Annotated in this window: 24 protein-coding genes and 1 riboswitch; of the genes, 15 read left to right on the top strand and 9 right to left on the bottom strand. The window is 56.1% G+C overall.

What is annotated here, in order from left to right; all coding sequences use genetic code 11:
* Nucleotides 1-152 precede the first annotated feature (152 nt).
* On the bottom strand, nucleotides 153-368 hold the full coding sequence (gene rpsU / locus FHW74_RS05950) for a 30S ribosomal protein S21 (protein WP_001144069.1): 216 nt from the start codon (nucleotides 366-368) through the stop codon (nucleotides 153-155).
* Nucleotides 369-613: 245 nt separating this feature from the next.
* Between rpsU and tsaD the strand changes: the two genes are divergently transcribed.
* A complete protein-coding gene (gene tsaD, locus FHW74_RS05945) occupies nucleotides 614-1,627 on the top strand; it encodes a tRNA (adenosine(37)-N6)-threonylcarbamoyltransferase complex transferase subunit TsaD (protein WP_183169600.1) in 1,014 nt (337 codons plus the stop codon).
* Nucleotides 1,628-1,641: 14 nt separating this feature from the next.
* Here tsaD and plsY read toward each other — a convergent pair whose 3' ends face one another.
* Entirely contained in the window at nucleotides 1,642-2,259 is a 618-nt protein-coding gene (gene plsY, locus FHW74_RS05940) for a glycerol-3-phosphate 1-O-acyltransferase PlsY (protein ID WP_183169599.1), read from the bottom strand.
* A gap of 106 nt (nucleotides 2,260-2,365) precedes the next feature.
* On the opposite strand from plsY, the gene folB reads away from it, so the two are divergent.
* Both folB and bacA read left to right on the top strand, forming a co-directional pair.
* Nucleotides 2,366-2,734, top strand: a complete 369-nt coding sequence (folB, locus tag FHW74_RS05935; RefSeq protein ID WP_183169598.1) for a bifunctional dihydroneopterin aldolase/7,8-dihydroneopterin epimerase — start codon at nucleotides 2,366-2,368, stop codon at nucleotides 2,732-2,734.
* Nucleotides 2,735-2,847: 113 nt separating this feature from the next.
* Nucleotides 2,848-3,666: an undecaprenyl-diphosphate phosphatase gene (gene bacA / locus FHW74_RS05930; RefSeq protein WP_183169597.1), complete on the top strand. Its 819-nt coding sequence runs from the start codon at nucleotides 2,848-2,850 to the stop codon at nucleotides 3,664-3,666.
* A gap of 16 nt (nucleotides 3,667-3,682) precedes the next feature.
* On the opposite strand, the gene FHW74_RS05925 is transcribed toward bacA, so the two are convergent.
* A complete protein-coding gene (locus tag FHW74_RS05925) occupies nucleotides 3,683-4,918 on the bottom strand; it encodes a multifunctional CCA addition/repair protein (protein WP_183169596.1) in 1,236 nt (411 codons plus the stop codon).
* A 96-nt stretch (nucleotides 4,919-5,014) separates the two neighbouring features.
* A complete protein-coding gene (locus tag FHW74_RS05920) occupies nucleotides 5,015-5,635 on the bottom strand; it encodes a TIGR04211 family SH3 domain-containing protein (RefSeq protein ID WP_161659142.1) in 621 nt (206 codons plus the stop codon).
* A gap of 244 nt (nucleotides 5,636-5,879) precedes the next feature.
* Between FHW74_RS05920 and FHW74_RS05915 the strand changes: the two genes are divergently transcribed.
* The 5 genes from FHW74_RS05915 (at nucleotide 5,880) to FHW74_RS05895 (ending at nucleotide 12,853) form a co-directional block, all read left to right on the top strand.
* A complete protein-coding gene (locus tag FHW74_RS05915; RefSeq protein WP_183169595.1) occupies nucleotides 5,880-7,181 on the top strand; it encodes an inorganic triphosphatase in 1,302 nt (433 codons plus the stop codon).
* Nucleotides 7,182-7,193: 12 nt separating this feature from the next.
* Nucleotides 7,194-10,034 carry a bifunctional [glutamate--ammonia ligase]-adenylyl-L-tyrosine phosphorylase/[glutamate--ammonia-ligase] adenylyltransferase gene (glnE, locus tag FHW74_RS05910; protein WP_183169594.1) on the top strand — a complete coding sequence of 947 codons (2,841 nt, stop codon included), beginning with the start codon at nucleotides 7,194-7,196 and terminating at the stop codon, nucleotides 10,032-10,034.
* A gap of 66 nt (nucleotides 10,035-10,100) precedes the next feature.
* Nucleotides 10,101-11,534, top strand: a complete 1,434-nt coding sequence (gene hldE / locus FHW74_RS05905; RefSeq protein ID WP_183169593.1) for a bifunctional D-glycero-beta-D-manno-heptose-7-phosphate kinase/D-glycero-beta-D-manno-heptose 1-phosphate adenylyltransferase HldE — start codon at nucleotides 10,101-10,103, stop codon at nucleotides 11,532-11,534.
* A 147-nt stretch (nucleotides 11,535-11,681) separates the two neighbouring features.
* Nucleotides 11,682-12,419, top strand: coding sequence for a LysM peptidoglycan-binding domain-containing protein (locus tag FHW74_RS05900; RefSeq protein WP_255459865.1), 738 nt, complete (start codon nucleotides 11,682-11,684; stop codon nucleotides 12,417-12,419).
* Nucleotides 12,407-12,853, top strand: coding sequence for a lysozyme inhibitor LprI family protein (locus tag FHW74_RS05895; protein WP_183169592.1), 447 nt, complete (start codon nucleotides 12,407-12,409; stop codon nucleotides 12,851-12,853). The genes FHW74_RS05900 and FHW74_RS05895 overlap by 13 nt, the downstream gene beginning before the upstream one ends.
* A 53-nt stretch (nucleotides 12,854-12,906) precedes the next feature.
* Here FHW74_RS05895 and FHW74_RS05890 read toward each other — a convergent pair whose 3' ends face one another.
* On the bottom strand, nucleotides 12,907-13,248 hold the full coding sequence (locus tag FHW74_RS05890; RefSeq protein WP_183169591.1) for an accessory factor UbiK family protein: 342 nt from the start codon (nucleotides 13,246-13,248) through the stop codon (nucleotides 12,907-12,909).
* 158 nt (nucleotides 13,249-13,406) lie between these two features.
* Nucleotides 13,407-13,563: riboswitch (FMN riboswitch) on the top strand.
* Between the two features lie 107 nt (nucleotides 13,564-13,670).
* On the opposite strand from FHW74_RS05890, the gene ribB reads away from it, so the two are divergent.
* Nucleotides 13,671-14,324 carry a 3,4-dihydroxy-2-butanone-4-phosphate synthase gene (ribB, locus tag FHW74_RS05885; RefSeq protein ID WP_183169590.1) on the top strand — a complete coding sequence of 218 codons (654 nt, stop codon included), beginning with the start codon at nucleotides 13,671-13,673 and terminating at the stop codon, nucleotides 14,322-14,324.
* Between the two features lie 61 nt (nucleotides 14,325-14,385).
* Here ribB and zupT read toward each other — a convergent pair whose 3' ends face one another.
* Nucleotides 14,386-15,159: a zinc transporter ZupT gene (zupT, locus tag FHW74_RS05880; protein WP_183169589.1), complete on the bottom strand. Its 774-nt coding sequence runs from the start codon at nucleotides 15,157-15,159 to the stop codon at nucleotides 14,386-14,388.
* A 196-nt stretch (nucleotides 15,160-15,355) separates the two neighbouring features.
* On the opposite strand from zupT, the gene ygiD reads away from it, so the two are divergent.
* Nucleotides 15,356-16,144 carry a 4,5-DOPA dioxygenase extradiol gene (gene ygiD, locus FHW74_RS05875; RefSeq protein WP_183169588.1) on the top strand — a complete coding sequence of 263 codons (789 nt, stop codon included), beginning with the start codon at nucleotides 15,356-15,358 and terminating at the stop codon, nucleotides 16,142-16,144.
* Nucleotides 16,145-16,177: 33 nt separating this feature from the next.
* Here the strand turns inward: ygiD and FHW74_RS05870 are convergent, their stop codons facing one another.
* The 3 genes from FHW74_RS05870 to tolC form a co-directional block, all read right to left on the bottom strand.
* On the bottom strand, nucleotides 16,178-17,338 hold the full coding sequence (locus tag FHW74_RS05870; RefSeq protein WP_183169587.1) for a glutathionylspermidine synthase family protein: 1,161 nt from the start codon (nucleotides 17,336-17,338) through the stop codon (nucleotides 16,178-16,180).
* 3 nt (nucleotides 17,339-17,341) lie between these two features.
* On the bottom strand, nucleotides 17,342-18,013 hold the full coding sequence (locus FHW74_RS05865) for a DUF1190 family protein (RefSeq protein WP_183169586.1): 672 nt from the start codon (nucleotides 18,011-18,013) through the stop codon (nucleotides 17,342-17,344).
* A 151-nt stretch (nucleotides 18,014-18,164) separates the two neighbouring features.
* Nucleotides 18,165-19,655, bottom strand: coding sequence for an outer membrane channel protein TolC (gene tolC, locus FHW74_RS05860; RefSeq protein WP_183169585.1), 1,491 nt, complete (start codon nucleotides 19,653-19,655; stop codon nucleotides 18,165-18,167).
* A 212-nt stretch (nucleotides 19,656-19,867) separates the two neighbouring features.
* On the opposite strand from tolC, the gene nudF reads away from it, so the two are divergent.
* Genes nudF through parE form a run of 5 tightly spaced genes read left to right on the top strand, consistent with a single transcriptional unit; the run spans nucleotide 19,868 to nucleotide 24,288 of the window.
* Entirely contained in the window at nucleotides 19,868-20,500 is a 633-nt protein-coding gene (nudF, locus tag FHW74_RS05855; protein ID WP_183169584.1) for an ADP-ribose diphosphatase, read from the top strand.
* A gap of 2 nt (nucleotides 20,501-20,502) precedes the next feature.
* Nucleotides 20,503-20,925: a DUF1249 family protein gene (locus tag FHW74_RS05850; protein ID WP_125293715.1), complete on the top strand. Its 423-nt coding sequence runs from the start codon at nucleotides 20,503-20,505 to the stop codon at nucleotides 20,923-20,925.
* 24 nt (nucleotides 20,926-20,949) lie between these two features.
* Entirely contained in the window at nucleotides 20,950-21,777 is an 828-nt protein-coding gene (cpdA, locus tag FHW74_RS05845; RefSeq protein WP_183169583.1) for a 3',5'-cyclic-AMP phosphodiesterase, read from the top strand.
* The gene (gene yqiA, locus FHW74_RS05840) at nucleotides 21,777-22,352 is read left to right on the top strand and encodes an esterase YqiA (protein WP_183169582.1); all 576 of its coding nucleotides are present in this window, start codon (nucleotides 21,777-21,779) and stop codon (nucleotides 22,350-22,352) included. The genes cpdA and yqiA overlap by 1 nt, the downstream gene beginning before the upstream one ends.
* 43 nt (nucleotides 22,353-22,395) lie before the next feature.
* A complete protein-coding gene (gene parE / locus FHW74_RS05835) occupies nucleotides 22,396-24,288 on the top strand; it encodes a DNA topoisomerase IV subunit B (RefSeq protein ID WP_183169581.1) in 1,893 nt (630 codons plus the stop codon).
* The last annotated feature ends 279 nt before the right edge of the window (nucleotides 24,289-24,567 follow it).

The raw sequence follows: 24,567 nt of genomic DNA, 5'->3' as shown, positions 1-24,567 counted from the left end.
GCTTGCCATGAAATGCGATCGCACGACGACGATGCGGGGCAAAAAGCGTAGGGATGTCAGTTCATAAACGAAAATAAGCCGCGCATTCCTTTCGGAAGCACGGCCTTTACAACTACAACTCGGTCTGAAAGGAGGGGAGTCCCCTCCAGAGATTAGTACAGACGAGTACGGCGTGCGTTTTCGCGAGCCAGTTTCTTCGCGTGACGTTTCACAGCAGAAGCTTTGGCGCGTTTACGTTCGGTAGTCGGTTTTTCATAGAACTCACGACGACGAACTTCCGCCAGAACACCTGCTTTCTCACAGGAACGTTTGAAGCGACGCAGTGCTACGTCGAACGGCTCGTTTTCACGTACTTTAATTACCGGCATGTGCCTCTCACCTTTGATTAAATCGGTTTGCTGCTGGCATCAACGCCAGCTTAATTCAAAATGGTGCGGAATTTTACTGCAACTGCTGATGCTTTGTAAAGCAACAGGAGGAACAAAAACCGCTTTTCGGTGGCATTCTTACAGGGGCGGGGATTATACACTATCCCGCAGGCCGATGAGCAATGTTTTACAATGGCGACCTCTGCGCATACACTGCGGCGCAGGCAAAAGAGGTAAAAATAAGCATGCGTGTATTGGGTATTGAAACATCCTGCGATGAAACCGGCATCGCCATTTACGACGATGAAAAGGGGCTGTTGGCTAACGAACTGTATAGCCAGGTAAAACTGCACGCGGATTACGGCGGCGTGGTGCCGGAACTGGCGTCCCGCGATCATGTGCGTAAAACCGTGCCCCTGATTCAGGAAGCGATGAAAAACGCCGGGCTCAACGCCCGCGATATCGACGCGGTGGCCTATACCGCAGGTCCTGGCCTGGTGGGCGCGCTGCTGGTTGGCGCAACCGTCGGGCGCGCGCTGGCCTTTGCCTGGAATGTGCCTGCGGTGCCGGTGCATCATATGGAAGGACACCTGCTGGCGCCGATGCTGGAAGAGAATCCGCCTGAATTTCCGTTTGTCGCGCTGCTGGTCTCCGGCGGTCATACCCAACTGATTTCCGTGACCGGCATCGGCCAATACCAACTGTTGGGCGAGTCCATTGACGACGCCGCTGGCGAAGCCTTTGATAAAACCGCCAAACTGCTGGGCCTGGATTACCCCGGCGGCCCGATGCTGTCGAAACTGGCCGCCAACGGCACTCCCGATCGCTTTACTTTCCCGCGTCCGATGACCGACCGTCCGGGGCTGGACTTTAGCTTCTCGGGTCTTAAAACCTTTGCCGCCAACACCATTCGCGACAATGCGCCCGATCCGCAAACCCATGCGGACATCGCCCGCGCGTTCGAAGACGCGGTGGTGGATACGCTGATGATCAAATGCCGCCGCGCGCTGGAGCAAACCGGCTTTAAGCGGCTGGTAATGGCGGGCGGCGTCAGCGCCAACCGCACGCTGCGTGCCCGACTGGCTGAGATGATGAAAAAACGTGGTGGCGAAGTGTTCTACGCGCGCCCGGAATTCTGCACTGATAACGGCGCGATGATCGCTTATGCGGGCATGGTGCGTTTAAAAGCGGGCGGCGAAACCGATTTAAGCGTCTCGGTGCGTCCGCGCTGGCCGCTGGCGGAGTTACCCGCCGCATAAAAGACAAGAAGAGCTTAGCGCTCTTCTTTTTTTTGCTTTCTTTTTAGCTTATGCCAGATTTTGGTTTCCTGTCCGCGCCATAAACGCTGAATATTGTCGTGATGGCGCAGCAAAATCAGGCAGGAGAGCATCGAAACCGGGAAGGTAAACTGGGGTTTAAACCACCAGACGTAAAACGGCGCAATCAGTGCGCTGACGATAGCACCCAACGACGAGTAACCGCTAAGCAGCACGCTGAGCAGCCAGGTGCCCGCCATCACGCCGGTGAGATCCCAGCCAATGGGCGCAATGGCCCCAAATGCCGTGGCGACGCCTTTGCCACCGCGAAAGCCAAAGAACACCGGCCAGATATGGCCCAGACAGGCGGCGATGGCGACTAATCCTAACCAGAACGGGGAAAGACCGAGCGCGTAAGCGCCCCAGACCGGCAGCATGCCTTTCAGCACATCGAAAATCAGCACCGCTACGGCTGCTCCCTTGCCACCTATGCGTAATACGTTGGTCGCCCCGGGATTACCGGAACCGCTGTCGCGCGGATCGGGCAAACCTGCGATACGGCAGACCAAAATGGCGCTGGAAATTGAGCCGCAAAGGTACGCAAGGAGGATCATTCCAGGCGCGATTGCACTCATAACGCTGTTCCGTTTTGAAAATGTCGTTTTATTCTCTGCATCTGTGGATAATACGCATAATTTGCCGGAAGTGGTATCCGGGCGCGCTAAAAACAGGCAGGTGATGATGGATATAGTATTTATAGAGCAACTTTCGATAATCACCACTATTGGTGTTTACGACTGGGAGCAAACAATCGAACAGAAGTTAATGTTCGATATCGAAATGGCCTGGGACAATCGTCCGGCAGGTAAAAGCGACGACGTCGCGGATTGCCTGAGCTATGCCGACGTGAGCGAGGCGATTATCCAGCACGTTCAGGGTGGCAAATTTGCGCTGGTGGAGCGCGTGGCGGAAGAGGTGGCGGAACTGCTGCTTACCCGCTTCAACACGCCATGGGTGAAAATCAAAATCAGCAAACCTGGCGCGGTAGCGCAGGCGGCTAACGTGGGCGTTATCATTCAGCGTGGCCATAATCCTAATCAAATCATTTAAATTAATAATTATTAAACCTAACGCGGCTATACCTGTCATATAGCTCGAGCTTTTACGGCATGCGCACAGCGCCCGCCGTTTTTTTTGATTTTTTTGGGGTACGAGGACATTTCATGGGCGATTTGCATTCGCTGGTCATCGCGGCGATTCTCGGCGTCGTTGAAGGCTTAACCGAGTTTCTGCCGGTTTCCAGCACCGGGCATATGATTATTGTGGGCCACCTGTTAGGTTTTGAAGGGGAAACGGCCAAGACGTTTGAAGTGGTCATTCAGCTGGGATCGATTCTGGCCGTGGTGGTGATGTTCTGGCGTCGCTTGTTCAGCCTGATCGGCATTCATTTTGGCCGTCCGCCCCATGAAGGCCTGGGACGTGGTCGGTTGTCGTTAATTCATATCCTGCTGGGCATGATCCCCGCCGTGGTGCTGGGGCTGGTGTTCCACGATCTGATCAAATCGCTGTTTAATCCGATCAATGTGATGTACGCGCTGGTGGTTGGCGGGGTGTTGCTGATAGCGGCGGAACTCTTTAAGCCTAAAGAGCCGCGCGCGCTCGGGCTGGATGATATGACTTATCGCCAGGCCTTTACCATCGGTTGTTTCCAGTGCCTGGCGCTGTGGCCCGGTTTTTCACGTTCCGGCGCGACCATCTCCGGCGGGATGCTGGTGGGCGTTAGCCGTTACGCCGCATCGGAGTTTTCGTTCTTACTGGCGGTGCCGATGATGATGGGCGCGACGGCGCTCGATCTGTATAAAAGTTTTCACTTCCTGACCGCCGCGGATATTCCCATGTTCGCCGTGGGATTTGTCACCGCGTTTCTGGTGGCGCTGGTGGCCATCAAAACCTTCCTGCAAATCATCAAACGGATTTCGTTTATCCCGTTTGCTATCTACCGTTTTATCGTCGCGGCGGCAGTTTACGTGGTCTTTATGTGATGCCTCGCCCCCGGCCTCAGGGCTGGGGGCAGCGTTGTTCTTTCCATTGCGCGACCGCTCTGATACGCCGTTTAGTTAACTCTTCACGCACCTCAATACCTTTAAACCCGTCGGCGACCACCTCTTTCGGTGACACCGCTTTCGCCACTTCCCAGGCTTCACGCAACAATCGTCCTTGCGGGTAATCACAGCCTTCAAAGCCCTGGCGACCCCGCACGTCCGCTTCGCTGGTTAACGCAATCTGCTCTACGCGCTGAGGCTTGCGCCAGGCGTCGATAGAATCAAACAATTTCACAATGGTTTTGGGCTGCAAAATCGGCAGGGTATGGATCAGGTCGTGAAATTCCGCCACCAGTTTGGCGAGGTCGCGGATCTCGTTTGGCACCCGTAGGCGCTGGCAGATATTCTCGACCAGCGGAACGCCTGCCGGGCCATGTCCGTGATGACGGGGCCAGAGGCGCGGCGGCGTAAGGCCTTTGCCCACATCATGGGTTAGCGTGGCGAAACGCACGTCAACATTGGGGCTGAGCATCGCCGCCATAGAGAGCGTCATCAACACGTGCACGCCGGTGTCGATTTCCGGGTGCCACTTTTCCGGCGCGGGTACGCCAAACAGCGCATCCAGCTCCGGGAACAACACTTTCAGCGCGCCGCAGTCGCGCAGCACTTTGAAAAAAATATGCGGATTATGGGAGCGCAGCGCGTTTTCGGTCTCTTTCCAGACCCGCTCAGGAGTGAGGTGCGCCAGTTCGCCAGCCTCGGTCATTTCCCGCATCAGCGCCTGGGTTTCTTCAGCGATAGTAAAGTTGAGATGGGCGAAGCGGGCGGCAAAACGCGCTACGCGCAACACACGCAGCGGATCTTCATTGAACGCGCCGGAAACGTGGCGCAGCAAGCGCTTTTGAATATCCGCGCGCCCGTTATACGGATCGACAAACTCGCCGTTTTCATCCAGCGCAATGGCGTTAATCGTCAAATCGCGGCGCAGTAAATCTTGCTCAAGGGTAACGTCGGGCGCGGCGTAACAAACAAACCCGGTATAGCCGTAGCCGTTTTTCCGCTCGGTACGCGCCAGCGCATACTCCTCACGGGTTTGCGGGTGCAAAAATACCGGGAAATCGCGCCCAACCTGTTGATAGCCCAGCTCAAGCATTTGCGCAGGCGTTGCGCCTACCACAACCCAGTCTCTGTCTTTAACCGGTAGCCCTAACAATCCATCACGTACTGCACCACCGACCAAATAGCTCTTCACCCACACCTCTCTTGTTTACGTTAGCGTTGAGATAATACGTAAGTGTAGAGGAGAAGACCAAGTAAAAGGGCAACCTGTGCGGTTGCCCTTAAGAGATCAATTCATCCAGCGGTCTTTCTTCTTGCGACGCGGGATCATATGCGGGAGCAGCAAGCCCAGCAGCAGACCGACGCCTAACACGCCGCCACCGTACATAAACCACTGCATAATGATAGTGCGCTGCTTGTCATCGAGTTGCAGATTCGCGGCGTTCACTTTCTTGCTCGCCACGATCAACTCGTTTTTCAGCTTCTGATTTTCTTCTTTCAGGCCATTGATGATGCCATCGCTGGCAGAGACCTTTTTCTGCATATCTGACGTGCGCTCGTTCCAGGTCGCATCAATATTGTTAAGCTTGTCAGTCAGCGTTTTGACCTGGTTTTCCAGTTCCGGCACGCGGGTGCGCAGGCTCGGTTCAGTATTAAGCTCTTTAAGCGGGATCCATGCGGTACGCCCGTTGCTGTCGCGCACCTGACCATAATTCGTGGACTCATTGGTCTGCAATAACGTGACGGCTTCACCCGCGTTGAGTGAACCCACAAGGCGATAGTTATCGCCAGGGCCGCTACGAACCCATGTGGTCAGTTCATCGGAAACGTAGCGTTTCTCTTCGCTATGGGCCACAGTAGAAACGCTAAGCGCGAATAAAGTCAGGCAAATCAGGCGTAATTTAGGCATCAGGTCTTCATTAATCATTATTCGTGGGATGATAGTAGTGCAACAGTTTGACGATGCGAAGCGCAAACCTGAATGAGAATCATCCTGGTACATCAGTGACTGGCGCACTGCCAAAGGGTTTGTCACTCGTCTAAAACGCCGTCGGCGTGGCATTTTAGCGGAAAATACTATCTACTGACAAAAATCAGGCCCGTAAGTTCGCCGGACGTTAGCGCCGGTGTGACGCAACCGTAAGTAAAAGGCTATGGCACAAGAAATCGAACTCAAATTTATCGTACAACCCGACGCCCTTGAGAGCGTGCGCAACGTCCTCAATGGCTTTTCCGGCGAACATCACGCCCCCCGTCAGCTACTCAACGTGTATTACGAAACGCCCGATAACCAGTTACGCAGCCACGATATGGGATTGCGTATTCGCGGCGTGGATGGCCGTTATGAAATGACCATCAAAACTGCCGGGCGCGTCACGGGCGGCGTACACCAGCGACCGGAATACAATGTCGAGCTGGATAATGCCGAACTGGATTTAGCGCGCTTCCCGGCGGACATTTGGCCGGAAGGGCTGGCGGCTGAAACCCTGCAAAGCCAGGTAAAACCGCTGTTCAGCACCGATTTTCAGCGCGAGAAGTGGGTGGTTACTCACGGAGAAAGCCGCATTGAGCTGGCGCTCGATCGCGGGGAGATCAAAGCGGGAGAACACAGCGAGCCGCTGTGCGAACTGGAAATGGAACTGCTGGAAGGCCAGTTAGCGGATATTCTAAAACTGGCGCGCCAGCTGGTGGCGGTCCCCGGCCTGCGCCAGGGCAGCCTGAGCAAGGCCGCGCGCGGCTATCATCTGGCCCAGGGCAACGCCCTGCGGGCTATCCGTCCGCTGACGGTTATCCCTGTGCCGCCGAAATCCACCGTTGAGCAGGGGCTGCAAACGGCGCTGGACGCCGCGCTATTCCACTGGCAGTACCATGAAGAGCTGTGGGTGCGCGGAAATACCCTGGCGAAAGCGCAGGTCCAACAGGCGATTGGCCTGGTGCGCCATATTCTGGTGCTGTTCGGCGGCGTTGTTCCAAGGAAAGCGAGCGCTCGCTTACGTGATTTGCTGACTCAGTGTGAAGTGTCGCTGGTATCGGAAGCTTCGGCGGAAACCCTCGCGTTCGGCAGCGAAATCAGCACGGCGAAACTGGCGCTGACCGAGTGGCTGTTGACTCAGGGCTGGCAGCCGTTTATCGATGAAAAAGAGCGCCGCAAGCTGGATGATTCCTTTAAGCGCTACGCCGATATTCACCTCTCACGCCATGCCGCCGAGCTGAAACAGGCGTTTTTACAATCCTGCGGCGAACGCTACCGCGATCAACTGCCGCGTTTATACCGCGAGCTGGACGCTATCCGCACCCTGGCGGGCGTTTACCCGGGCGAGGCGGCGCTGGACTGGATCGATACCTGGGACGCCCTGCGTCACGCTATCGAAAACGGCTTACGTGGCGAGATCGAATCCCTGCGCCATGAAGCGATTGCCCAATCGCCGTTCTGGCTGCACAGCGGAAAAAAATAAAAGGACCTCACCATGATGCCGCTCTCTCCTTTACTGCAGCAACACGCCGAAAACGTGCTGGCTAACCTGCCGGAGCCGTTATCGGGCCTGGCGCTGGATAAAGACGCCCAGGCGATGCTGGCGTTCAGCGATTTCGTCCGCGACGGCCTGGCCGCGTATCCCGAGTGGCTGGACGAGCTGCGCGGCAGGCCGCCGGAAGCCAACGAAGAACGCCATTACGCGCTCTGGCTTCAGGAGGCGTTGCAGGAGGTGAGCGATGAGGCGCAGCTGATGCGCGCGTTGCGCCAGTTCCGGCGGCGGATCATGGTGCGTATCGCCTGGGCGCAAACCCTGAATCGGGTGGCGACGCAAGACACGCTGGCGCAACTCAGCGTACTGGCCGAAACGCTGATCGTCGCCGCGCGCGACTGGCTGTGGACCTCCTGCTGCCGCGAGTGGGGCACGCCGTGTAATGCCCAGGGCGAGCCGCAGCCGCTGATGATCCTCGGAATGGGGAAACTCGGCGGCGGCGAACTCAATTTTTCTTCTGATATTGACCTGATCTTCGCCTGGCCGGAAAACGGCGTTACCCAGGGGGGGCGGCGCGAACTGGATAACGCGCAATTCTTTACCCGCATGGGGCAACGGCTGATCAAAGTGCTCGACCAGCCGACTCAGGACGGCTTCGTTTACCGGGTGGATATGCGGCTGCGTCCGTTCGGCGACAGCGGCCCGCTGGTGCTGAGCTTTGCGGCGCTGGAAGATTATTACCAGGAGCAGGGGCGCGACTGGGAGCGTTACGCCATGGTCAAAGCGCGCATTATGGGCGACAACGACGACCGCTGGAGCCAGGAGCTGCGCGCCATGCTGCGCCCGTTTGTGTTCCGCCGCTATATCGATTTCAGCGTGATCCAGTCACTGCGTAATATGAAAGGCATGATCGCCCGCGAAGTGCGGCGGCGCGGCCTGACCGATAACATCAAGCTGGGCGCGGGCGGTATCCGGGAAACCGAGTTTATCGTCCAGGTGTTCCAGTTGATTCGCGGCGGACGCGAGCCGTCGCTGCAATCACGCTCGCTGCTGCCGACGCTGGAGGCCATCGACGCGCTCCATCTGCTACCAACGGGCGATGCAGAACAGTTACGTGACGCGTACCTGTTTCTGCGCCGCCTCGAAAACCTGCTGCAAAGCATTAACGACGAGCAGACCCAGACGTTGCCCGGCGATGAGCTGAATCGCGCGCGCCTGGCCTGGGCGATGGGCGAGCCCGACTGGGCGGGGCTCCAGGTCACGTTAACCAGCCACATGACCGCGGTGCGGCGCATATTTAACGAGCTGATCGGCGATGACGAGCCCGATGCCAGCGAAGATAAGCTGGCCGAAGGCTGGCGCGAACTGTGGCAGGACGCGCATGACGCCGACGTTTCCAGCCCGGTATTAAGCCATCTGGATAGTGACAGCCAGCGTCAGGTTGCGGCGCTGGCAGCGGATTTCCGCAAAGAGGTGGATAAACGCACCATCGGCCCGCGTGGACGCCACGTGCTCGATCTGCTGATGCCGCGCCTGTTAAGCGAGGTGTGCGCCATGCCGACCCCCGCCGTTCCGCTGGGGCGCATCACGCCGCTGCTGTTGGGCATTGTAACCCGCACTACCTACCTGGAACTGCTCACCGAATTCCCCGGCGCGCTAAAGCATCTTATCCGGCTGTGCGCCGCCTCGCCGATGATCGCCGGGCAACTGGCGCGTTATCCGTTGCTGCTCGATGAACTGCTCGATCCCAATACGCTGTATCAGCCGACGGCTACCAACGCCTATCGCGACGAGCTGCGTCAATATTTACTGCGCGTTCCAGAAGATGATGAAGAGCAGCAGCTTGAAGCGATGCGCCAGTTTAAACAGGCCCAACTGCTGCGCGTGGCGGCGGCGGATATCGCGGAAACCCTGCCGGTAATGAAAGTGAGCGATCACTTAACCTGGCTGGCGGAAGCGATGATCGACGCGGTAGTGCAGCAGGCCTGGACGTTAATGGTCGCACGTTACGGGGCGCCGACGCATCTTCAGGGTCGGGAAGGGCGCGGTTTCGCCGTGGTGGGCTATGGCAAACTGGGCGGCTGGGAACTGGGATACAGTTCCGATCTCGACCTGGTATTCCTGCACGATTGCCCGGCGGATGTGATGACCGACGGCGCGCGGGAAATCGATGGCCGCCAGTTCTATCTGCGCCTGGCCCAGCGCATCATGCACCTGTTCAGCACCCGCACCTCGTCCGGCATCTTATATGAAGTGGATGCCCGGCTGCGTCCATCCGGCGCGGCGGGGATGTTGGTCACCACCATTGACGCCTTTGCGGATTATCAGCAAAACGAGGCCTGGACCTGGGAGCATCAGGCGCTGGTGCGCGCCCGCGTGGTCTACGGCGATCCGACGCTATGCCAGCAGTTTGACGCCATTCGTCGACAAATTTTGTGTAAACCGCGCGAGGGCGACGCGCTGCAAACTGAGGTGCGCGAGATGCGCGAGAAAATGCGCGCCCATCTCGGCAATAAGCATAAAGATCGCTTCGATATTAAAGCCGATGAAGGCGGAATTACCGATATCGAGTTTATCACCCAGTATCTGGTGCTGCGTTTCTCCCACGACGCGCCGAAGCTGACCCGCTGGTCTGATAACGTGCGCATCCTCGAGTTGCTGGCGCAGAATGACATCATGCCGGAACAGGAAGCGCGCGCGCTGACTCACGCTTACGTCACGCTGCGCGATGAACTGCACCATCTGGCGCTTCAGGAACTGCCCGGCCACGTAGAGCCCGGCGCGTTTCAGGCGGAGCGCCAGCAGGTTATCCAAAGCTGGGCGGCATGGCTGGGCAAGGCATAAAAATGTGTACGCAGGGAATTGTGCTATTATCCCGCGCAAATTTGGTATCTCTCAGGAGAGTCTGGAATGAAAGTAACGCTGCCCGAGTTTGAACGCGCAGGCGTCATGGTGGTGGGCGATGTCATGCTCGATCGCTACTGGTATGGCCCCACCAGCCGTATTTCCCCGGAAGCCCCGGTTCCGGTGGTGAAAGTCGATACTATCGAAGAACGCCCCGGCGGCGCGGCGAACGTGGCGATGAACATCGCCTCGTTGGGTGCGCACTCCCGGCTGGTTGGCCTGACCGGCATCGACGATGCGGCGCGGGCGCTGAGCCAGGCGCTGGCCAACGTCAATGTGAAATGCGATTTTGTGTCGGTGCCGACTCACCCGACCATCACCAAACTGCGGGTGCTTTCCCGTAACCAGCAACTGATCCGCCTGGATTTCGAAGAGGGTTTCGAGGGCGTTGACCCGGAGCCGCTGCACGAGCGCATCAACCAGGCGTTGGGCAATATCGGCGCGCTGGTGCTGTCTGATTACGCCAAAGGCGCGCTGGCCAGCGTCCAGCAGATGATCCAACTGGCGCGTAAAGCAGGCGTCCCGGTGCTGATCGACCCGAAAGGCACCGATTTCGAACGCTACCGCGGCGCGACGCTGCTGACGCCGAACCTGTCTGAATTTGAAGCCGTGGCCGGGAAATGCAAAACCGAAGCGGAAATCGTTGAGCGCGGCATGAAACTGGTGGCGGATTACGATCTCAGCGCGCTGCTGGTGACCCGTTCTGAGCAGGGCATGACGCTGCTACAGCCAGGGAAAGATCCGCTGCATCTGCCCACCCAGGCGCAGGAAGTGTATGACGTGACCGGTGCGGGCGATACCGTGATCGGCGTGCTGGCGGCTACCCTTGCTGCGGGCAATTCGCTGGAAGAGGCCTGCTTCTTCGCTAACGCGGCGGCGGGTGTGGTCGTGGGCAAACTCGGTACGTCCACCGTGTCGCCAATCGAACTGGAAAATGCGGTACGCGGTCGTGCCGATTCCGGTTTTGGCGTGATGGACGAAGCGGCGCTGAAACTGGCTGTCGCCGCGGCGCGCAAACGCGGCGAGAAAGTGGTGATGACCAACGGCGTGTTCGATATTCTCCACGCCGGACATGTGTCCTATCTGGCTAACGCCCGCAAGTTGGGCGACCGTTTGATCGTCGCGGTCAACAGCGACGCCTCCACCAAACGCCTGAAAGGCGAAACCCGTCCGGTGAACCCGCTTGAACAGCGGATGATCGTGCTGGGCGCGCTGGAAGCCGTGGACTGGGTGGTGTCGTTTGAAGAAGATACCCCGCAGCGCCTGATCGCTGGGATCCTGCCTGACCTGCTGGTCAAAGGCGGCGATTACAAACCGGAAGAGATCGCAGGCAGCGAAGAGGTCTGGGCCAACGGCGGCGAGGTGATGGTGCTGAACTTCGAAGACGGATGTTCAACCACCAACATCATTAAAAAGATCCAGAAAGACAGCGGTAAATAATTATCCCAGGCCTTCTCCTGAAGGCCTTATTTTTATATTTTCCTAAATCCCCCTGGTGCTGAATAATATTCCCACTTTTGTGTGTGATGAGCATTTTTTGCTTTAGACAATGTTTAAGTTAGTAAAACTTTGACATAAGGAGGGCATATGGGTGCTCAAATGGCTACAAAATCAGGTTTTGAAAAATGGCAAGATGGAATTAATACAGCAAGGGGAAATAAAAAATGGGATATGTGGGATTGTGAAATACGTCAGGCGGTCAATGAATATAATAGACATCTGGCTGGTACGGCAGGGTATCGTCCGCTTAACTGGTTATATATAAAAGCGATGATATGGGTTGAGACAGGCGCTACCAGCAGTGAGTGGGAACGTAAACCAATGCAAATAGGTGTGGTTGGCGATCCTGGATTGGATGAATTATTATCGGGTCATGGTGGTGAGTTGATTTTACCGCCAGGCTGGAGAAGTAAACTAAGTTTTTCCGCAGTAAGATCATTGCCTGCATATAATATTCGTGCAGGAATTGGGTATTTGCTTTTGAGATCGGCTAATTTCCAGAATAAAAATATTGTTGAGCTTAATAGCGAAATTGAGCGGGTAACGGTAAAGAACGGGGATAGTTTTGATAAGATTGCACGAAATCATAACACTACAATCGAAACGTTAAAACAGCTTAACCCTCATGCCAATATCCTACACGCCGGAGAGGTATTGAAATACCAGAGATCAAGAATTAAAAGGGTTATCGTTGGCTGGAAGGGTTTAACCATTGAAAATATCGCTGAACGTTATAACACTAATCGTGATTCCAGATACGCTAATAAACTTACGTATGCTTTGAGTGCGATTCAACAGAGAGGGACATCTGCATGCGCAAAATAATTTTTCTTGTTGCTGTCATTGTAACGTGTTTTCCTTCATTCGTTATGGCAGCTCAAGCTATACAGAGTGAGAAAGAGTTACGTGATGAGTGTTCAGAAGAGAGCGCCTCAATGGTTGACATGAGAAAGTGTCTGGAAATAAAGCTCCAGGTTAGCGAAAGCTCCCTGAAAGAGTCGGAACAAGCAATGCGCCTTGCCTTAAATGCATGGGATGAAGAGACCCGGTATATCAAACAGGCCCAAACCCGACTGGATAAGGCTGGAAAATCATTTATTGCCTTTCGAAAATCACATTGTGAGTTCGCGTATTCGTTAGGCGGAGGTGCAATTGGCAACGCGCTTGATATGGGGCGTATCGCCTGTATGGCGGAACTGAATAATACGCGGGCGCAACAGCTTAACCTGATGGCGAGCGATATACGCAAAAAGAGTTAAGCGTGAAAAACGAGTAGGTTATGTAATCGGGCCTTCAATGAAGGCCCGATTTTTTACAGCGGTTTTTCTTCATCAACCGGCGGGACCGCCGGTGCAGGCTGAATCACATCGACCGGCGGAATAGCTGGCGCTGGCGCAGCGGGTTGCGCAGTTGTATTACGGCCTTCCAGCGCGCTGATGCGCTGTTCCAGCGCAGCCAGCTTCTCGCGGGTGCGCAGCAGAACCTGGGTTTGCACATCAAATTCTTCGCGGCTGACCAGGTCGAGACGCGTCAACTGAGACTGTAAAACCTGGCGGATTTTCTTTTCAACGTCATCCCCGAATTCACGAATGCCTTTCGGCATGGATTCATGAACCTGGCGGGCAATCTGTTCAATTTTCTTCGGGTCAATCATGGCGGTTTCCCAGTGCGTGAGTTACATAACCTCTTATTGTAATGCCTGTTTCCGGGAGGAGAAACCGGAAATGTATGAATCTAAGTAATAGCACAAACCGATTTATTTAGTCTGCTGAATGCATTGCCGACCCTGGTCATTGGCGTTATAGTAACCCCGCTTATTCTCAGGGCGGGGCGAAATTCCCCACCGGCGGTAAATCAGCTTATGCTGAAAGCCCGCGAGCGCTTCAGATGTTTTCATAAACGCTGAAGGTCAGCAGATCCGGTGTAATTCCGGGGCCGACGGTTAAAGTCCGGATGGGAGAGAGTAACGATCAAGTCGGGCGTAGGGCCCACTCACGTTATTTTTTTGCCGTTATTACGGCACTCCTAAGACCGCCCTGATTCTGGTAACCATAATTTTAATGAGGTTTTTTTACCATGAATCAGACGCTTCTTTCCTCTTTCGGTACCGCATTTGAACGCGTAGAACACGCTCTGACCGCTTTGCGCGAAGGCCGTGGCGTGATGGTGCTTGATGATGAAGACCGTGAAAACGAAGGCGATATGATTTTCGCCGCCGAAACCATGACCGTTGAACAAATGGCGCTGACCATTCGCCACGGCAGCGGCATTGTGTGCCTGTGCATCACTGAAGATCGCCGTCAGCAGCTCGACCTGCCTATGATGGTTGAAAATAACACCAGCGCTTACGGCACCGGCTTTACCGTCACTATCGAAGCCGCGCACGGCGTGAGCACCGGGGTTTCCGCGGCGGACCGCATTACCACCATCCGCGCCGCGATTGCCGATGACGCGAAACCTTCCGATCTGAACCGTCCGGGCCACGTATTCCCGCTGCGCGCCCAGAACGGCGGCGTCCTGACCCGTGGCGGCCATACCGAAGCCACTATCGATCTGGTGACGCTGGCGGGTTTCAAACCGGCTGGCGTTCTGTGTGAATTAACCAACGATGATGGCTCTATGGCGCGCGCGCCGGAGTGCATCGACTTTGCGGGTAAACATCAGATGGCCGTCGTGACCATTGAAGATCTGGTGGCTTATCGTCAGCAGCACGAACGCAAAGCCAGCTAATTCTGCAGGCAGATAATAAAAAACCCGGTTCATCAACCGGGTTTTTTTACGTCCAGAGAAATCAGCCAATCCCGCTGGTTTGCAGCAACGTCAGGCTTAAACCCATTACCGACATGCCGCACAACACGCCGTAACTGGGGTTGTTATTCGGGTCAATCTCTTTCGCCAGCGGCATCAGCTCATCCACTGACAGCGCCACCATAATCCCCGCCACCGCCGCCATAATCGAGGCCATCAGCACCGGCGACACCAGCGAACCGAGGATCAGCCAGGCCAGCACGCCGCCGAGAATTTCCGCCATCCCGGAGATACCCGCCCAGAACACCGCTTTGTATTTGGAGCCCGTCGCGGCATACACTGGTCCGGCTACCGCCAGTCCTTCAGGAATATTGTGCAAGGCGACGGCAAGGGCGATACCAAACCCTAATTCCAGATTGTTGCTGGCCGTCACGAAGGTAGCGACACCTTCCGGGAAGTTATGCAGGCTGATGCCGAGCGTCAGCAGCAGCGCGGTACGCTTCAGATTGCGCGGCGTGCGCTGTAAATCCTTATCCAGCAGATCCTGAGCATGGGCGTGGGGCAACATGCGGTCCAGGGCGTAGTAGCCCAGCAGGCCGACAATAAACATGCCGTAACCCAGCATCGGAGACATCCCTTCTTCGCGCAGCGCGGCGGGCAACATTTCCATCAATGAAATCAGCAGCATAATGCCAGCGGCAAAACCCAGCGAAAACGCCAGCAACCGGTTTGACGGTTTTTGGCCGATCACGCCCAACAGCGCGCCGATAAACGTGGCTCCGCCAGCCAGTAAAGTCAATATAAGAGGGACCGACATCAACAGCTCCTTGTGTTCTGGATTCTCAAAGCTTAAAGAACCCGTCGATTAAAATCGACGTGGGGTCAGCGGATTTACACCAGCCTTACATTCAAATTTCCTGATGATCTCCATCATGGTTATCTGAGTTCTTCTTTTCCCGAATCGGCGTAAGGTTTATCCATCGACAATACCCCGAAGACCAAAGGATAACACCATGAACGTTTCGCGTATGCCTGCACTGTTTCTCGGCCACGGTAGCCCGATGAACGTGCTGGAGGACAATCAGTATACTCAGGCCTGGCGGCATTTGGGCGCGACCCTGCCACGTCCAAAAGCGATCGTCGTGGTGTCTGCCCACTGGTTTACCCGGGGGACCGGCGTCACCGCCATGGAACAGCCCAAAACCATCCATGATTTTGGTGGATTCCCGCAGGCGCTGTATGACACGCATTATCCGGCGCCGGGATCGCCGGAACTGGCGCAGCGCCTGGTCGATCTGCTCGCGCCGGTGCCTGTTGCGCTCGACAGGGAAGCCTGGGGCTTCGACCACGGTTCATGGGGCGTACTGATCAAGATGTATCCGGATGCCGACATCCCGATGGTGCAATTGAGTATAGACAGCACCAAACCTGCCGCCTGGCATGTTGAAATGGGCCGTAAACTGGCGGCGCTGCGTGATGAGGGCATCATGCTGGTGGCAAGCGGTAACGTGGTGCACAACCTGCGTACCGCCCGCTGGCACGGTGAAAATACGCCATACCCCTGGGCGACGGCGTTTAACAATGTGGTGAAAGCCAATCTCACCTGGCAAGGGCCGGTAGAGCAGCATCCGCTGGTGAATTATCTCCAGCAGGAAGGGGGCAGTTTGTCCAACCCGACCCCGGAGCACTTTTTACCGTTGCTGTACGTGCTGGGCGCGTGGGACGGCAGCGAGCCGGTTTCGGTGCCGGTGGACGGTATCGAGATGGGATCGTTAAGTATGCTGTCGGTGCAGGTGGGCTAAACAAAGGGCGCGATATCATTCGCGCCCTGTTTGTTACTCGATAAAGATGTGCGGATAGAAACGTGACAGATCCTGGGTGATCAACGCCCGATCTTCCCGGATGCCGATCCCGGCAGGCTGATCGTTGATAAGCCAACTGCCGATCAGCGTGTAGCTGTCGCCAAATTTCGGCAGCGGGTGGAACTGCTGTACGATCATGCCTTCCTCGCCATACGGCCCCTCGACTTTCTCCAGCGTTTGACCATTTTCAATGATGGAAATATTGGCCCCTTCGCGGGAGAAGATCGGCTTCACGACGTATTTATCCATCGCCGGATGCTCATCTTCAGCGAAGTAAGCCGGCAGCAGGTTAGGGTGGTTCGGGAACATCTCCCATAACATCGGCAACAGCGCTTTGTTGGAGATAATGCTTTTCCAGGCAGGCTCCAGCCAGCGTACGCCCGCGTCTTCCAGCTTGGTGGAGAACATCTCGCGCAGCATGTATTCCCATGGGTAGAGCTTAAACAGGTTGGCAATCACCTGATCCTGCGGATCGGTAAACTGGCCTTTCTCGCCAAGGCCGATGTCGTCGATATATAAGAATTCGCTCGCCACGCCCGCTTCAGCGGCGCAATCCTGCAAATATTGCACGGTTCCGCGATCTTCCACCGTGTCGCGGCAACAGGCGAAATGCACCAGATTAAAGCCGTGTTGCTCTTTCAGAACGGCGAATCGCTCAATCACCTTCTCTTGCAAACTGTTGAACTGATCGCTGTTGGCCGGGAGCTTGCCCGCGTTAATCTGATCTTCCAGCCAGATCCACTGGAAAAACGCCGCTTCATACAGCGAGGTGGGGGTATCGGCATTGTTCTCCAGCAGCTTCGGATCGCCGATGCCGTCCCAGGCCAAATCGAGACGCGAGTAGAGCGACGGCTGCTGGCTGCGCCAGGACTGGCGCACAAATTCCCAGGTGTGTTTCGGGATGCGGAATTTGGTCAGCAGCGCATCGCTGGCGACGACTTTTTCCACTACCTGCAAACACATCTGGTGCAGTTCGGCGGTGACGGTTTCCAGGCGTTCCACCTGGCTGAGCGTCAACTGGTAATAGGCTTCCTCACACCAGTACGGCTCGCCGTACATGGTGTGGAAGTTGAAACCGTATTCGGTGGCTTTTTCGCGCCAGTCAGGGCGCTCGCTAATGGCAATCCGTTCCATCGATCAACCGCCCATTGAACGGCTGGAGCTGCCGGTTGCGGAGCTACGCTGCATCGCGGACTGCTTCGCCACGGACTCGCCAAAGCCGCCACGGGTCACGGTAGTGGTGGTGGCCGGTTTCGGGGCCATAGCGGTTTTCGGGACCGTCATGGTGCGGCCCGGCTGCGCCGCGCCATAGCTCTTGCCGCTGGCGTCGTTGTACTGACCGTAGGCCGGGCTGGCAGGGTTGCGCGAGGTGAACAGCGGTTGCTGCGCGAAGCCCGCGCCGCCGCCCATCATTCGGCCCATCATATAGCCCGCCATTAACGGCATCCAGAAGCTGCCGCCGCTGTGGGCCTGAGCCTGGTTTTCACCTGCCACGCCCGCCTGTGCAGGGGCCTGCTGGCACTGGTTTTCGCCAAATTCCGCCACGCAATCTTCACGGGTGGCGTATTTCGGCGCGGTGCGCTCGGCTTCTTTCAGGGCGTTGTTGTAGGCAGTGGTACATTCGGCGCTTTTGCCCGGATTAGCCTTCGAACAGTCGTCGGCATTCTGATAAAGCGAGACAGTCTCATCGCTCTTTTCACAACCCGCAAGCATAAACACGGCGGAAACCGCCAGTGCAACCGGCGTTAAGTGGCGCGCGCTAAAGCTTTTGCGAAACGTCGCATGATTGATGGATTTTGTCCGTTTCATTTTATCTTCCTGAACCCAGTGATAATGCAAAGAATTAATCGTAAAGGATAGAGGATGAATGGTCGAAATTAAAGCGGCGGGCGCGCCGGGCGCGGATCTTTACGTTGCCTTACGAAGATTCGGGGGGTGATTCACACCCCCCGTCGCAGGCTTAATTGCGGAACGGATTTTTACCGTTGCTCTGCGTAGCGGCCGCGGGTTGTACCGCGCTCGCCGGCTGAGCGGTTGGCTGGGTCTGCGCGTCGGTCGTGGCGTAGCCATCGGCGGCGGCAGCCTGCTGGGCATTTTCCGGTGCCACGATTTCAGGCGTGGTAGAAACCGGTTTACCCAGGTTGCTGTTAAGGATTTGCAGATCCTGCTCGTTCAACGTACCCAACGCGGATTTGATATTGAGCTGGTTAATCAGGTAGTTATAACGGGCGCTGGAGAGCTGCTGCTTCGCGTTGTACAGCGTGGTGGTGGCATCCAGCACATCAACGATAGTACGGGTGCCCACTTCATAGCCCGCTTCTGTCGCATCTAATGAGCTCTGGGCAGACACCACCGCCTGTTTGTAGGCGTTAATGCTGCTGATAGACGCATTGATGTTATTGAAGGAGGAACGCACGGTTTGCACCACGTTGCGGTGGGCGCTTTCAAGCTGCTCACTGGCACCGACGAAATTATACTGCGCCTGTTTAACCTGGGAGTTCACCGCGCCGCCGCTGTAAATCGGCAGGGAGAAGTTGATGCCGACTTTGTTCTGGCCAACGTTGCTGTCGTTATACTGCGCGGTATTGGTCGCAGAGCCGCTGTAAGAGCTGTCGGAGATGCCGGTCGATGCGGTCAAACCCACCGTCGGCAAATGGCCCGATTCAGCCAGGCGAATCTGCTCGCGGGCCAAATCCTGGCTCAGACGGGCCTGCAACAGCGCCAGGTTACGGTTTTCCGCTTCTTTCAGCAGATTGTTAACCGAATCCGGTTTGGCGGTTTTAAATGCGTCAACGTTCAGCGACGCCAGTTGCGGATAGTAGTTGCCGGTCACCTGGCGCAGCTGTTCCAGCGCGTTATCCAGGTTGTTACGGGCGGTCACTTCATTCGCCAGCACGTTATCGTACTGGGAGCGGGCGTTCTGTACGTCGGTGATCGCGACCAGGCCCACGTTAAAACGCTGGGTCGTCTGGTCTAACTGGCGGTAGATCGCCTGTTTCTGCGCTTCGGTATAGGAGAGCGCATCGATAGCGCTCAGCACGTTAAAATAGGCGGTCGCGGTGTTCAGGATCAGGGTCTGCTGATCGGTCTGGAAGGTGACGTCCTGAATACCCGCACTCTTTTCCTGAAGCGTTAACTGACGCCATTTCGACATATCGAAAATGGTCTGAGTCAACGACAGCGATGCGCTGGTGGTGTTGGAGTTAACGCCGTTCGCGTCGCGGTAACCGTTGCTGTAGGAGTAGTCTGCGCCAAGGCCGAGCTGCGGTAATAAAGGACTGCGAGCTTCGTTGATTTTTTCGAATGCGGCATCACGATCGGCAGCGGATCTACGCAGGTCCGGGTTGCTCAAACGTGCTTGCTGATAAACCTGTAACAGGTTTTCTGCCTGGCTCATGGCGCTGAATCCGGTAAGGCTCAGGCCGATAAGAATGGGGAGCAGTTTCTTCATTTGCATTCCTTGTTGTGAAGCAGAATTTGTTTATTAGCGCTGACAGAAGTCAAAAATTGTCGCCGATTTTAGCAGAATCCGCGATATGTGAAGATTGGCCTTCTGTGCCTTATGCCATTAAATTTCATCAATCTACCATATTGGCGTTATAACGACAGGTAAACTGAGTTGAATAGGTTCACCACCATCCACATTTATAACAGGCTTTAATCATGAGCAAACCAGACGATCGCGCAGTGACTTTCACCAAAAACGATGTAGAAATTATTGCACGGGAAAAATTGTATCGCGGCTTTTTTTCGTTAGATCTGTATCGTTTTCGACACCGCCTTTTCAACGGTGAAATGAGCGGCGAAGTGCACCGTGAAATTTTTGAGCGCGGTCATGCTTCAGTCCTGCTACCCTTTGACCCTGTGCGCGATGAAGTGGTGTTGATCGAGCAGATCCGCATCGCCGCGTACGATACCAGCGACACCCCGTGGTTGCTGGAGCTGGTCGCCGGCATGATTGAGCCCGGCGAAAGCGTGGAAGAGGTGGCGCGCCGCGAAGCCATGGAAGAAGCAGGATTGCTGGTGGGACGCACAAAGCCGGTATTGAACTATCTCGCAAGCCCAGGCGGCACCAGCGAGCGGTTATCGATTCTGGTCGGTGAAGTGGATGCCACGCAGGCCGAAGGTATACACGGCCTGGTGGAAGAAAACGAAGATATTCGTGTTCATGTGGTAAGCCGGGAACAGGCATACCAGTGGGTAAACGAGGGGAAAATCGATAACGCAGCCTCAGTCATCGCACTGCTCTGGCTGCAACTGCACTATCAAGAAATACGTCAAGAGTGGAACACCTGAATATGAAGCGCTATACCCCCGACTTTCCAGAAATGATGCGCCTTTGCGAAACCAATTTTGCAATTTTGCGCCGCTTGCTGCCGCGAACTGACGCAGTGGGCGAAACAGTGAGCTATCAAGTCGGCAGCGCGCAATACCGATTAACGATCCTCGAATCCACCCGCTACACTACGCTCGTGGAAATCAAACAGACCGTGCCGGCGATTAGCTACTGGAGCCTGCCGTCAATGTCGGTGCGGCTCTATCATGACGCGATGGTGGCGGAAGTGTGTTCAAGCCAGCAGATCTTTCGCTTCAAAGCACGTTATGATTACCCGAACAAAAAGTTGCATCAACGCGATGAAAAGCATCAAATTAACCAGTTTCTTGCGGATTGGTTGCGCTACTGCCTGGCGCATGGAGCGATGGCGGTTCCGGTTTGTTAGCGTCGTGAAACCTAAGGACACCCTTTGGAAAGTTTGTTGAATCTTCCTGTTGCGGATGGGGCGAGCGTCAGGATTTTACAAATTACCGATACCCACTTGTTCGCGCAAAAAAGCGAAACGCTGTTGGGCGTCAATACCTGGAGTAGTTATCAGGCTGTGCTGGAGGCGATCGCCGCACAGCAGCGTCCGTGCGACCTGATTGTCGCGACCGGCGATTTAGCGCAGGACCATACGCCTGAGGCCTATCAGCACTTCGCGCAGGGCATCGCCGCGTTTTCTGCGCCCTGCGTCTGGCTGCCGGGCAACCATGATTTCCAGCCCGCCATGTTCAGCGCGCTTCAGGAGGCGGGCATCTCCTCGGCGAAGCAGGTACTGTGCGGCGAAAAGTGGCAGATTTTGCTGCTGGACAGCCAGGTGTTCGGCGTTCCGCATGGCGAATTAAGCGAATATCAGCTGGAGTGGCTGGAAGCGAAGCTGGCCGAGAACGCCGATCGGTTCACCTTATTATTGCTTCACCATCATCCGCTGCCAGCGGGATGCAGCTGGCTTGATCAACACAGCCTGCGTAATGCGGGCGAGTTGGACGCGGTGCTGGGGCGTTTTCCGAATGTGCGCCACCTGCTATGCGGGCATATCCACCAGGAGCTGGATCTCGACTGGAATGGCCGCCGGATGCTGGCGACGCCGTCGACCTGCGTTCAGTTCAAACCTCACTGCGCGAACTTTACCCTTGATACTATCGCCCCCGGCTGGCGCTGGCTGGAACTGCATGCCGACGGTACAGTAACTACGCAGGTCGAACGCCTGGAGGGGACGCAGTTCAATCCTGATACCGCGTCCGAAGGTTACTGATGTCCACGCTTCTCTACCTGCATGGGTTCAACAGCTCGCCGCGCTCCGCCAAAGCGACGCGGTTTAAAGCCTGGCTGGAACAGCATCATCCGGCGATTAACATGATTGTGCCGCAACTGCCGCCGTTTCCCTCCGATGCCGCGGAACTGCTGGAGTCGCTGGTGCTGGAGCACGGCGGCGAAGAGCTGGCGGTAGTCGGCTCGTCTCTCGGCGGCTATTACGCCACCTGGCTTTCCCAGTGCTTTATGTTACCGGCGGTGGTGGTCAACCCGGCGGTGCGCCCGTTTGAACTGCTGGTCGACTATTTAGGCCAAAACGAGAACCCCTACACCGGGCAGCAATATGTGCTAGAGTCACGCCATATTTACGATCTTAAAGTCATGCAAATCGACCCGCTGGAAGCGCCGGATTTGATTTGGCTGCTGCAGCAGACCGGGGACGAGGTGCTTGATTATCGCCAGGCGGTGGCGTACTACGCTTCCTGCCGGCAGACCGTGATTGACGGGGGTAATCACGCCTTTGTGGGCTTTGAAGATTATTTCTCACAGATTGTCGATTTTCTGGGGCTTGAGTAATTCCGCCCCGAGTCGATGCCGTTTCTCTCTGAACGAATAAACCATGACGCAATCCTATAACGCTGATGCCATTGAGGTACTCACCGGGCTTGAGCCGGTTCGCCGCCGTCCGGGGATGTATACCGATACCACTCGCCCCAACCACCTTGGGCAAGAAGTTATTGATAACAGCGTGGACGAAGCGCTGGCGGGCCATGCGAAACGCGTAGACGTCATTCTCCACGAAGATCAGTCGCTTGAAGTGATTGATGACGGGCGCGGTATGCCTGTCGATATCCACCCGGAAGAGGGTGTGCCCGCCGTTGAGCTGATCCTGTGCCGGTTGCACGCCGGCGGTAAGTTCTCGAATAAAAACTACCAGTTCTCCGGCGGCCTGCACGGCGTGGGGATCTCGGTGGTTAACGCCCTGTCGAAGCGGGTGGAAGTGAACGTCCGCCGTGACGGACAGATCTACAACATCGCGTTTGCCAACGGCGATAAAGTGAAAGACCTGGAAGTAGTCGGCACCTGCGGTAAACGCAATACCGGCACCAGCGTGCACTTCTGGCCGGATGAATCCTTCTTCGATTCCCCGCGTTTTTCGGTATCGCGCTTAAGCCATTTGCTGAAAGCGAAAGCGGTGCTGTGCCCCGGCGTAGAAATCACCTTTAAAGACAAGGTGAACAATACCGAGCAGCGCTGGTGCTATCTCGACGGGCTGAATGATTACCTGAGCGAGGCGGTGAACGGGCTGCCGACGCTGCCGGAAAAACCGTTTATCGGCAATTTCTCCAGTGATACCGAAGCGGTTGACTGGGCGCTGCTGTGGCTGCCGGAAGGCGGCGAACTGCTGACGGAAAGCTACGTTAACCTGATCCCGACCATGCAGGGCGGTACCCACGTTAACGGCCTGCGCCAGGGCTTGCTGGACGCGATGCGCGAGTTCTGCGAATACCGCAACATCCTGCCGCGCGGCGTGAAGCTCTCAGCGGAAGATATTTGGGAACGCTGCGCCTATGTGCTGTCGGTGAAAATGCAGGATCCACAGTTTGCCGGGCAGACCAAAGAGCGCCTCTCCTCGCGCCAGTGCGCGGCGTTTGTTTCTGGCGTGGTGAAAGACGCCTTCAGCCTGTGGCTGAACCAGAACGTGCAGGCAGCGGAAATGCTGGCGGAACTGGCGATCTCCAGCGCCCAGCGCCGGATGCGCGCCGCCAAAAAAGTGGTGCGTAAAAAACTCACCAGCGGGCCGGCGCTGCCGGGCAAACTGGCGGACTGTACCGCGCAGGATCTGGCGCGCACCGAGCTGTTCCTGGTGGAAGGGGATTCGGCGGGTGGTTCGGCCAAGCAGGCGCGCGACCGCGAATATCAGGCGATCATGCCGCTGAAAGGTAAGATCCTGAACACCTGGGAAGTGTCGTCGGACGAAGTGCTGGCCTCTCAGGAAGTACACGATATTTCCGTGGCCATCGGCATCGATCCGGACAGCGAAGATCTCAGCCAGCTGCGTTACGGCAAAATCTGTATTCTGGCGGATGCCGACTCGGACGGGCTGCATATCGCCACGCTGCTGTGCGCGCTGTTCGTGAAACACTTCCGCACCCTGGTGAAAAACGGCCACGTCTACGTTGCGCTGCCGCCGCTGTACCGCATCGATTTGGGTAAAGAGGTTTACTACGCACTGACGGAAGAGGAAAAGGCCGGCGTGCTGGATCAGCTTAAGCGTAAGAAGGGCAAACCGAACGTGCAGCGCTTTAAAGGGCTGGGGGAAATGAACCCGCTCCAGCTGCGCGAAACCACGCTGGACCCGAACACCCGCCGCCTAGTGCAGTTGACCATCAGCGATGACGACGATGCGCGCACCACGGCGATGATGGATATGCTGCTGGCTAAGAAGCGTTCGGAAGATCGTCGCAACTGGTTGCAGGAGAAAGGCGATCTCGCGGATCTGGATGTGTAACTGGTGCGATGACGTAAAAGACGATGACCGTTATCTGTTCGCAATTTGGCAGCAGTGACCGAAAAGGCTAATAGCTCATCTCCAGTAATGTTTCGCAACGGCCGGTCCAGAAAAATTTATTTAAGTAACAATCTTCACCTGTCAGAGGCCGGATTATTCCGGCCTTTTTTTATTGGCATCAAAGAAATCGCGGATCAATTTTTATACACAGTACGCAAAATTGACCCATTGTTTCGTTGTGGATAGCGTCAGAATGCCTCGTGTCTAGCAGAGGTAACA

This window comes from Atlantibacter sp. RC6, from assembly GCF_014193285.1.
Classification (GTDB): Bacteria; Pseudomonadota; Gammaproteobacteria; order Enterobacterales; family Enterobacteriaceae; genus Atlantibacter.
Note: the sequence above shows the minus strand (reverse complement) of the source record. Positions and strands in the feature narration are given on the sequence as shown.

Excerpts from the sequence above, each read along its gene's own strand:
- rpsU (WP_001144069.1), bottom strand. The coding sequence starts at position 368 with ATGCCGGTAATTAAAGTACGTGAAAACGAGCCGTTCGACGTAGCACTG.
- tsaD (WP_183169600.1), top strand. The coding sequence starts at position 614 with ATGCGTGTATTGGGTATTGAAACATCCTGCGATGAAACCGGCATCGCC.
- plsY (WP_183169599.1), bottom strand. The coding sequence starts at position 2,259 with ATGAGTGCAATCGCGCCTGGAATGATCCTCCTTGCGTACCTTTGCGGC.
- folB (WP_183169598.1), top strand. The coding sequence starts at position 2,366 with ATGGATATAGTATTTATAGAGCAACTTTCGATAATCACCACTATTGGT.
- bacA (WP_183169597.1), top strand. The coding sequence starts at position 2,848 with ATGGGCGATTTGCATTCGCTGGTCATCGCGGCGATTCTCGGCGTCGTT.
- FHW74_RS05920 (WP_161659142.1), bottom strand. The coding sequence starts at position 5,635 with ATGCCTAAATTACGCCTGATTTGCCTGACTTTATTCGCGCTTAGCGTT.
- FHW74_RS05915 (WP_183169595.1), top strand. The coding sequence starts at position 5,880 with ATGGCACAAGAAATCGAACTCAAATTTATCGTACAACCCGACGCCCTT.
- glnE (WP_183169594.1), top strand. The coding sequence starts at position 7,194 with ATGATGCCGCTCTCTCCTTTACTGCAGCAACACGCCGAAAACGTGCTG.
- hldE (WP_183169593.1), top strand. The coding sequence starts at position 10,101 with ATGAAAGTAACGCTGCCCGAGTTTGAACGCGCAGGCGTCATGGTGGTG.
- FHW74_RS05900 (WP_255459865.1), top strand. The coding sequence starts at position 11,682 with ATGGGTGCTCAAATGGCTACAAAATCAGGTTTTGAAAAATGGCAAGAT.
- FHW74_RS05895 (WP_183169592.1), top strand. The coding sequence starts at position 12,407 with ATGCGCAAAATAATTTTTCTTGTTGCTGTCATTGTAACGTGTTTTCCT.
- FHW74_RS05890 (WP_183169591.1), bottom strand. The coding sequence starts at position 13,248 with ATGATTGACCCGAAGAAAATTGAACAGATTGCCCGCCAGGTTCATGAA.
- ribB (WP_183169590.1), top strand. The coding sequence starts at position 13,671 with ATGAATCAGACGCTTCTTTCCTCTTTCGGTACCGCATTTGAACGCGTA.
- zupT (WP_183169589.1), bottom strand. The coding sequence starts at position 15,159 with ATGTCGGTCCCTCTTATATTGACTTTACTGGCTGGCGGAGCCACGTTT.
- ygiD (WP_183169588.1), top strand. The coding sequence starts at position 15,356 with ATGAACGTTTCGCGTATGCCTGCACTGTTTCTCGGCCACGGTAGCCCG.
- FHW74_RS05870 (WP_183169587.1), bottom strand. The coding sequence starts at position 17,338 with ATGGAACGGATTGCCATTAGCGAGCGCCCTGACTGGCGCGAAAAAGCC.
- FHW74_RS05865 (WP_183169586.1), bottom strand. The coding sequence starts at position 18,013 with ATGAAACGGACAAAATCCATCAATCATGCGACGTTTCGCAAAAGCTTT.
- tolC (WP_183169585.1), bottom strand. The coding sequence starts at position 19,655 with ATGAAGAAACTGCTCCCCATTCTTATCGGCCTGAGCCTTACCGGATTC.
- nudF (WP_183169584.1), top strand. The coding sequence starts at position 19,868 with ATGAGCAAACCAGACGATCGCGCAGTGACTTTCACCAAAAACGATGTA.
- FHW74_RS05850 (WP_125293715.1), top strand. The coding sequence starts at position 20,503 with ATGAAGCGCTATACCCCCGACTTTCCAGAAATGATGCGCCTTTGCGAA.
- yqiA (WP_183169582.1), top strand. The coding sequence starts at position 21,777 with ATGTCCACGCTTCTCTACCTGCATGGGTTCAACAGCTCGCCGCGCTCC.
- parE (WP_183169581.1), top strand. The coding sequence starts at position 22,396 with ATGACGCAATCCTATAACGCTGATGCCATTGAGGTACTCACCGGGCTT.